The sequence below is a fragment of the Acinetobacter sp. MD2(2019) genome (genome assembly GCF_035615615.1).
GTDB lineage: Bacteria > Pseudomonadota > Gammaproteobacteria > Pseudomonadales > Moraxellaceae > Acinetobacter.
The window spans coordinates 46734-56944 of record NZ_VTDU01000016.1 but is presented as its reverse complement, the minus strand read 5'-3'; the positions used below and the strand labels follow the sequence as shown (position 1 = coordinate 56944).

Annotated in this window: 4 protein-coding genes; all 4 read left to right on the top strand. The window is 39.5% G+C overall.

Annotation, left to right across the window (positions count from 1 at the left end):
- Positions 1–4430: BapA/Bap/LapF family large adhesin (locus tag I2F62_RS09545; protein ID WP_324626786.1), on the top strand; the 4430-nt coding region annotated here is incomplete at its 5' end.
- Between the two features lie 273 nt (positions 4431–4703).
- Positions 4704–6371: a poly alpha-glucosyltransferase gene (locus I2F62_RS09540; protein WP_324626785.1), complete on the top strand. Its 1668-nt coding sequence runs from the start codon at positions 4704–4706 to the stop codon at positions 6369–6371.
- 204 nt (positions 6372–6575) lie between these two features.
- Complete coding sequence (locus I2F62_RS09535; RefSeq protein ID WP_324626784.1) at positions 6576–8093, top strand: TolC family protein; 1518 nt, start codon at positions 6576–6578, stop codon at positions 8091–8093.
- Entirely contained in the window at positions 8090–10210 is a 2121-nt protein-coding gene (locus I2F62_RS09530; protein WP_324626783.1) for a type I secretion system permease/ATPase, read from the top strand. Before I2F62_RS09535 ends, I2F62_RS09530 begins: the two co-directional genes overlap by 4 nt.
- Position 10211: the final 1 nt, after the last annotated feature.

Below are 10211 nucleotides of genomic sequence, written 5' to 3'. Positions count from 1 at the left end.
TTATTGGAACAGGTGTTGTTGATAGCGACGGTAACTTCACCATTCCAGTCCAACCACCATTAACCAATGGTGAAACTGCGACGATTACTCAGGAAGATGTTGCGGGTAACGTATCTGATCCTACTGAAGTAAAAGCGCCAGATACGACACCGCCTGATGCACCGACTGCTGAATTTAATGACGACGGTACAGAAGTAACAGGGACAGCTGAGCCAGGTTCATCGATTATCGTAAGAGGTGAAGATGGTAATATATTAGGTGGAACAACCGCAGATGCCGATGGTAACTACACAGTTAAGATCAAGCCAGCATTAATTGGCGGTGAAATTGTTGAAGTTACAGCAACTGACGAGGCTCAGAATACATCAGAGCCTACAAAAATAAACGCACCTATTACTGATATTGGTGGTGGTGAGTCTGACTCTGATAGCGACAGCGACTCTGACTCGGACAGTGACTCTGATAGCGACAGCGACTCTGACTCTGATTCCGACAGCGACTCTGACTCTGATTCTGATAGCGACTCTGACAGCGACAGCGACTCTGACTCTGATTCCGACAGCGACTCTGACTCTGACAGCGACTCTGACTCTGATAGCGACAGCGACTCTGATTCTGACAGCGACTCTGACTCTGATTCCGACAGCGATTCTGACTCTGATAGCGACAGCGACTCTGACTCTGATTCTGATAGCGACTCTGACTCTGATTCCGACAGCGACTCTGACTCTGATTCCGACAGCGACTCTGATTCCGACAGCGACTCTGACAGCGACAGCGATTCTGACTCTGATTCTGATAGCGACAGCGACTCTGACTCTGATTCCGACAGCGACTCTGACTCTGATAGCGACAGCGACTCTGACTCTGATAGCGACAGCGATTCTGACTCTGATTCCGACAGCGACTCTGACTCTGATAGCGACAGCGACTCTGACTCTGATTCCGACAGCGACTCTGACTCTGATAGCGACAGCGACTCTGACTCTGATAGCGACAGCGATTCTGACTCTGATTCCGACAGCGACTCTGACTCTGATAGCGACAGCGACTCTGATTCGGACAGCGACTCTGACTCTGATTCCGACAGCGACTCTGATTCTGACAGCGACTCTGACTCTGATTCCGACAGTGATTCTGACTCTGATTCCGACAGTGACTCTGATTCGGATAGCGACAGCGATTCTGACTCTGATAGCGACAGCGACTCTGACTCTGATAGCGACAGCGACTCTGACTCTGATTCCGACAGCGACTCTGACTCTGATAGCGACAGCGACTCTGACTCTGATTCCGACAGCGACTCTGACTCTGATTCCGACAGCGACTCTGATTCTGACAGCGACTCTGACTCTGATAGCGACAGCGACTCTGATTCTGACAGCGACTCTGACTCTGATAGCGACAGCGACTCTGATTCTGACAGCGACTCTGATAGCGACAGCGACTCTGACTCTGATAGCGACAGCGACTCTGACTCTGATAGCGACAGCGATTCTGACTCTGACTCGGACAGCGACTCTGATTCTGACTCTGATAGCGACAGCGACTCTGATTCTGACAGCGACTCTGATTCTGACAGCGACTCTGATTCTGACAGCGACTCTGATTCTGACTCTGATAGCGACAGCGACTCTGATTCCGACAGCGATTCTGACATTGTTGTTGCTGTTAATAATGATGTTGATCTGGTCTTGGATGTCAAACCAACTCAAACCGTTAACCCAAATCCAGGTAGCTTAAATGATACTGGGTTCACCGTGGGGTCTGTAGGATTAGGTCCAGTTATAAATGCAGATATACTTTCAGATGTGATTGGCTCTAGTACGAAGTTGAGTGTTGCTGAAGGTACCACTCGAGATATTAAATTACATGCAAATGCAGGTGGTTTAACTGTCGGAACAATGGATCTTCATGTTTATAAACAAAATGAAACAACAGGTGCGTGGGAACAACAAGAAGTTGTGAATAATTGGTTTGTTGCAGTCATTGGTGGTGTTTCTCAATCGAGAGAATATACCCTTGATCAAGGTAACTGGTTATTCGTGTTGAGCTCTGGTGCTGGACTTGCGTTAGCTACTGGCTATACCATGGTCTTTGAAAAAGATGTTGTGAATGATTACAAGAATCCAATCGAAGTCAACGGTACAACAAGTGGCAATATGCTGACTGATGTAGATGCAAAATATGGTTACGATGTACTACCAAATGGTACAACCTTAACTCATATTAAAACTGATAGTGACGACACTGATGTTAATGCAAATGGTGAGACTGTTGTTGTCGGTAAATATGGTACTTTGACTGTCAAGTCGGATGGTTCATATACATATGTTGTGAAGGATACCCTCTCTGGTTATGGTGTGGTTGATAATTTCAAATACACTGTGAAATCACCAGCTGGCACGACCTCTACAGCAGATCTCAATATTCAGTTGAATATTACCCCTGCTTCGGAACGTCTCGATATCGATAGTGTTGTTGTTTTGGATGTTACACCGACTGTTTTGGTTGACACAGATGATTCTGCTATTCCAAATGCAATTGGCTTTACAACTATCAATCTTGGTCTTCTGGGTGGAGGTATTTTAAGTGCTAATGCACTTACTGGTAATGGAGTAATGAAGTTCACTGTTGGTCAGGAACAAATGCGTGAGCTCACCTTCCATGGTAGTGCAGGCGGTTTGTCTGTAGCTACTACATATGATTTATATATTTATAAATTAGATGAAAAAACAGGGAATTATGTTCAAGTTCATCATCAAGATAACTGGTTTACGACTTATGTAGGTGGAAGTAAATCTAATCCACTCAAACTAACGTTTGGTGAGGGTGAGTATCGTGCGCTGTTGCAAAGTGAGGGTGGTGTTTCAGTTGCAACTGGTATAGGTTTGTATGTTGATCACGATACTATTTATGATTACAGCAACCCGCAGACACTTGGTGGTGAGGCTTCAGGTGACATCACACCAGTGGAAACTACGGTGGTACTTCAGGTTGATGATCAAGCTGTTGAAGCGGGTCAAGCAACGCAAGTTGTCGGTAAGTACGGTACGTTGCTTATTCATGCCGATGGAACCTATACTTACACTGTAACTAAACCAACAGACACTACGGGTTGGGAACCGCCATACGGTAAAGTTGATAGCTTTAACGTTGTGACGCAAACAGCTAGTGGTTCAACGGTTGTTACCGTACTGAATGTGAAAATTGGCACAAACAGTACCACAGACGACTTTAACGCAGTGCAAGTTCTTGAAGGTAATTTGATTACAAGCGATGATCTGGTTCAAGGTACTGATGCTGGTGCTATTAAGGCTATTGCTGGTCAACCAGTTTTAGGAAATGATAGTCTTATTGGTACCTCAACGGATACGTGGACAAATACCTATAGCAAGCAGACCCTATTGACGGTTGATGAAAATCTGATTGCCAATGGGAACCTAAAAATTGTTGCTGCACTCAAAACTGGTGACATTATTGGCGCTGATAAGTGGGGTACTGTAAGCTCAACTTATACGGTGAAAGATGCCAATGGTACTATTATTTCTTCAGGTGAACTTTTGAAGAGTGGTGATACTTACCAAGCAACTGCTATGTTAAGTAACTATAGCGCTGGGGTCTATACGGTTGATGTAAGTGTTAAAAATGTGACGACTTCGCAAGGACTTGGCTGGACTACTGGACCAAATAACGGCGAATTCTCTGTTACAACAACAGCCGCTGTTCAATTGACGCATTTAGATGCTATGCAAAATAATAACTTGCCTGTTATTGAGGGGGATATTTTACTCAATGATAAAGGTACAGGTACTATTGATCAGTTAAGCATTGGTGCTAAAGAGTTGTATGTCAATGACGCGAATAAGGGAGCTCAATCCTTTGATGTTCAAGGTGAGTATGGCACGCTAACATTACACAAAGATGGTAGTTATACATATAAACCAAGTGGTACAGCTTATGGTGTAGAAACCTTTACCTATAAGACAGTTTCTGTACTTGGCGTCACAGAAACAGCAACGCTTGAGATCAATGTTGGTAAAAATGTAAATACCTCTGAATTTGCTGATCATGTGGAAAGTTCGGCTGGTAATGATACATTTACAACCAACGGTGGTGCAGATACCGTGATCTTCAAACTGTTGAGTGCGACTGATGCAACAGGTGGTAACGGTCACGATACGTGGACTGACTTCAAACCAAATCAAGGTGATAAAATCGATATTAGTAAACTACTTGAAGGACAAAGCGTAACTCCTGATAATATTGGCAACTTTGTCTCTGTTTCTAAAGTCGGTAATGATACGGTTATCAGTATTGATCGTGATGGTACTGCTGGTACGACTTATGAATCTAAAGAGTTATTAACCTTGAAAAATGTTGATATGACTTTGGATGAGTTGATGCAAGGTCATCATTTGACTTTCTAATCCAGTAAGTTAAATAAATAAAAAAAGAGGCTCCTAGTGAGCCTCTTTTTTTTGATGGTTATTATTGTTATCGTTATATTAAAAAATCGATTGGATACGGGGGATAAAATAGTGATAACTGTTCTTTATATTTAGAAAATGTATAAAGTAGCTCTAATAAATAAAAGTAAGTGTGTTTTAAATTTTTATATTAAAAAAAGTTGATTACATGGAAATAATAAAAAATTAAATGTATACTCAAATGGATTTAAACAATAATATTTTGTGTGGAATATGACAATTCGTACGTACAGTGAGTTATTAAATTTTAAAAACAATCTAGTGGCTTGGATTGAAGAAACAGTTACTGAAAAAAAAATAGAGCAAGAGCGTTACGTACTTTTTTTTTCTTATGGACGTCTTGAACAGCGCTGCCAAGTTTGGGAAAGTAGTGATGCAAATTTAAAAAAACTCATTCAGCGACTTTTAAATTTTATAGAAAAATTATATAAAAAAAACAGTAAGTTAATGGATTGTGTGAAAATTGACATCCCTTATAATATTGAAAAAATCAGTGGGAGTGATTTTGAAAGTCTTGTGCATAAACAACCGCATAACAACCATATGCGTAAAGGTTTTAGCTTAGATGAGAACTTCCAAATTTGTTTTTTAGAACAGGAAATTTACGGTAAATCAATTATTAAAGGTGTTGTCTATAATGAGCCAAATTTTCTTGATGAAAAAAATTTAAATGACGCAATTCAAAAAAAATATCCAACGATAACAAAGAAATATTCATTAAATGAATTAAAGGATGTTTGGTTATTTGATACGTTTTCTGCATTTTTTGAAAATAATAAAATTATTGATCTGCAAAGTCAAAATGCTCAAAATGGCATACGAATAATAAGTGAAAATAAAAAGGAACATATTACCCAGTTAATTAAAAAAAATGCGGAATTTTTGCATAATCAAATTCAGAAAGATGGTCGTTTTATATATGGTTATTTTTCTGCATATAATAGAGAAATAAATAGTTATAATACTGTTCGACACTGCACAGCACTCTATTCTTTATTAGAAACTTTAGAAATCGATTATAGGGTTGAATACCTAGATAAAATTAAAGCCTCAATACAATATGCGATCGACCATTTTTATAGAGAAGTGGACGGCAAAGGATTTATGATTGACGGCGGTGAGGATGCATTAGAAATTAAGTTAGGCTCGAATGCAACCGCGATCTTTATGTTTGCTAAATATCAAGAAATTACCAAAGATGCTCAATTTATTGAATATGCAGAAAAATTAGCAGAAGGTATTCGTTATATGGTGGATGAGCATGGTGAGACTAGCCATGTTTTACATTACCCATCGCTGGAAGTGAAAGAAAAATTTCGGATCGTTTACTATGATGGTGAAGCGGCTTTAGGCTTATTGCGTTTATATCAAATTAATAAAAGTGACGCATTACTGGCGACAGTCAAGCTGATGTTTGAACACTTCATTAATAAAAAATATGACAAATATCATGACCATTGGTTAAGTTATTGTACAAATGAATTAACCCTGATTTGCCCTGAAGAAAAATATTTCCAATTTGGAATAAATAATTATCTCAAACACATGGATTTTATTAAAAACCGTAAGACGGCTTATGCCACTTTCTTAGAAATGATGATGGCTGCCTATAAAATGCTTCAACGTTTAAAATTAACTGAATTTCAAGCGTTGTATGCTTCAGCAAAAGTTGACGAGTTAAAAGAATTGATCGAACTTAGAGTTGAATTTCAGCGTTCGACAGGATTTTTCTATCCTGAAATAGCGATGTATATGGCTAAACCGAATAACATATTAAATTCTTTTTATGTGAGACATGACCGGTTTAGAGTTCGAATTGATGATCAGGAGCACAATTTATCGGGTTATGTTGCTTATGTTAAACATTTTTATCAAGAATAGAGTGTTTTTTGAGTAGAATAATTTGAATAAGCAATTTGTAGAGGTAAACTACACATATATGGAAATCGTTGGCAAGATAGAAGGTATTCAATTGATTTTACTTATTCTTTGCTTATTTTTTCGAATGATTTATCAAAAATCAGCATTAGTTTTATTAGGGCTGATTGATACAAAAAAACTGGTTTAAAAGTAGACTATTTATACATGATAAAGATCAAATCAAAGTTAGTGTGGGGGGTATTATTACCTTTAACGTTAGCTATACAAACGGGGCATGCAGCGAGCTTTCAAGAGTATTTCAACTCTGCTAAAAGTGAATTGAATGAGTTGTTTGGTAACGGTAAAAAAGATGCTCATAAAATTAGTATTCAGACCTTGAGTGCTTTTCCTGTAGAACAACCAGAGCAAAAAAATTTACCGATCATTACCTTACCAAATTCGAGTGCCAGGAATGTAGTGCCAAACGGAAATGATCGAGGTAAATACCAGTCAAATACCGTCTCTATAATAGATGCAGTACAGCAGGCTTTGCAAAATCACCCCGATATTTCCAAGAAAATTTCCGAAATCTCTGCTCAGAGTGCCAATATTGATACCGCAAAATCACAATATTATCCGCAAATCTCAGGCGGAATAAGCTCAGCAAACTTAACTGAAAAAGGGCGGGGCGCTCAGGTGTATAGTGTAACTGCGACTCAAGTGCTTTATGATTTTGGTAAAATTCATGAATCTGTGAATGCTGAAAAAGCTCAATTACTTGAGAAGCAAGCACAATTATTAGCGAGTATTGATGATGTTACTGCACAGACCATGGATGCGATCATCAATATTAACCGCTATAAAGAGATCGTCAAAATTGCAGATCAGCAGGTGAAAGGCATTGCACGGATTGCTGAAATTGCCAATTTACGTGCACGTGCTGGTATTAGTAGTCAAGCAGATCCAGTCCAAGCACAGTCGACCTTAGAAGCTGCTATGAGCAATAAATTGATACAAGAAACAGTGTTACGTCAGTATCAGCAAAAGCTAAAAACTTTATTGGGCTATGATGTCTCAGCGACAACGTTTACTTTGCCGGATTCGATTGTAAGTGATTCTGGTTTGTATCAAGCAACGGATTATACCAAGATCCCAGAGATGATGATTGCGCAAGCAAATGTTGAAATTGCAAAGTCTCAAAAAGAACAAGCAAAATTGAATCCTTATCCGACTTTACAGGTGAAAGGTAGTTTAAATAAGGCCTTGAATGGTTATAACCCCAATAATAATGAAAAAAATGGGACCTATAGTTCGGTAATGCTTGAAGTGAGTAGTAACTTCTTTCAGGGTGGTGCAAACAGTGCCAAATTAAAATCGGCCAGTTTTGCAGAAGAGGCAGCGAAGGCTCAAGTCAATGCAGTCTATCGTGACGTTTCTGATCAAGTCAGCTTGATTCGAGAACAAGTTGAAAATAAGCAACAACAAATGCAAGTACTTGCAGCACGTAGAGAAACTACGGCTCGAACCAAGGAGTTGTATCAGGAACAGTATAAACTCGGTACGCGTACGGTTGTAGACTTACTTAATGCTGAGGAAGCCATACATAATGTGGCACAACAAATACAAACTGCCAAATATGACATTTATGATGGCTTAGCCAATTATATTAAAATTACTGGTCAGTCCAGAGATTTTTATAAATTAAATAATATTTCTATTCAAGGGGTTGAGATAGAGCCATGAGTAATTCTAGAGATTATCAACCATGGCTAAAAGCCGTACTCACTGTTGCAAAACATTATCGGATTGAGCCTTCGGAAGAACGATTGCGCTTACAACTCGACTGGAATTCGAATCAAAATATTGATGATATTTTAGCTCTAGTCTGTCGCCAAATTGGACTAAGCTTAAGAAAAAGTACTTTTAGTAAAGATATTTTAAGTCCATGGCGTTTGCCCGTGATTATTGAAATGAACGATGGGCAAGTCGGTGTGATCGATCAAATTGATGCTGAAGGCAATGCCAGTGTGCAATTTAGTGGCGATCAAGGCTTGGCACAAGTTCTGAATGTGGATGTCTTAGCGCATAGTACTGCGCATCTATATGTATTACGTCCAGAAAAATCAGTGGCTGATGTTCGGGTAGATGAGTACATCAAACCTTATGAACCTAGCTGGTTTTGGTCGATTATTTTAAGAGATTGGAAGCGCTATATAGATGTAATGTTTGCTTCATTACTGGCCAATATCTTGGCTCTTGCGACGATTCTATTCTCCATGAATGTGTATGATCGTGTTATTCCCGCGCAATCGATTCCTACACTATGGGTTTTGGCTGGCGGTGTTTTGATTGCGGCAATTTTTGAGTTTAGTTTGCGTGTCGCCCGAATTTATTTATCTGATATTATTGGTAAACGAGCAGATCTAAAAATTTCAGACCGTGTCTTTGGTCATGCATTAAGAATTAAAAATAAAGAGCGTTCAAAATCAACAGGAACATTTATTTCACAAATTCGTGAATTAGATGGTGTGCGTGAATTAGTCACCTCGACCACCATTTCTGCAATTGCGGATTTACCGTTCTTTTTCTTATTTTTGGCAATTTTCTGGCTCATTGGTGGCAACTTATTCTGGGTGATTGTATTTGTTGTTCCTTTGATGATTATTCCGGGTATCCTCATCCAAAAGCCGCTGGCAAAATTGGCGAATGAGGGGATGCGTGAGGGTGCGATTCGTAGTGCAACTTTGGTTGAATCCGTGCAAGGCATTGAAGATATTAAACTGTTACGTGCTGAGTCTAGATTTCAAAATCAGTGGAATCATATGAATGAAGTGTCTGCTGATATTTCAATGCGTCAACGTAAATTGGTTGGAGTGATGACGGCATGGATTCAAAAAATTCAAGGGCTTACCTTTGCAATTGTGGTCTTAGTGGGCTGTTTTGCCGTCATGAAAGGTGAAATGACCACAGGTGCACTTGTTGCATGTTCAATTTTATCCTCGCGGATGCTTAGTCCTATTTCACAGATTGCAGGTGTATTGGGACGCTTACAACAAGCCAAAGTGGCCAAAAGCAGTTTAGATGAGTTGATGAAGAAACCGGTCGATCAGACAGATAAAATGCATCTCATTCATCGTCCTGCCATTTTTGGTGATTATCAGTTGAATAATCTGATGTTTCAATATGGTGAAGATGATGAACGCGCTGCGTTGAGTATTCCAAAGCTAGAAATTAAACCTGGTGAAAAAATTGCAATTCTAGGTCGTAATGGTGCAGGTAAATCGACATTACTTCAGCTGTTATCGGGTATGCAAGAACCGTCTCAAGGCAAAATAAAACTTGATGGTGTCGATTTAGGACTGATTGATCCAGCAGATGTACGCCGAGATATGGGATTGTTAAATCAGAATGCAGCACTGTTTTTTGGTTCGATTCGGGATAATCTGAAACTTGGCGCACCGTTGGTGACCGATGATGAAATTTTGCATATGTTAAAACTGACTGGTGCTTTGGACTTCGTGCTTGGTAAAAAAGAAGGTTTAGATCATCAAATCTTAGAGGGTGGTGTCGGTTTTTCAGGTGGACAACGTCAGGCCTTACTATTAACACGATTATTATTACGCCAACCAAATATCTTGCTTTTAGATGAACCAACCGCTTCACTGGATGATGTTTCAGAAAAAATGTTGATTGATCAATTAAAACTATGGCTTGGACAAAAAACACTGGTCATTGCGACACATCGTCGTGCTGTGTTAGATCTTGTTGATCGTATTATTGTCGTGAATGATGGCAAAATCGTCATGGATGGGCCAAAAGCACAAATATTAGGTCAGGCAACAACGAATCAGGGGCAATAAG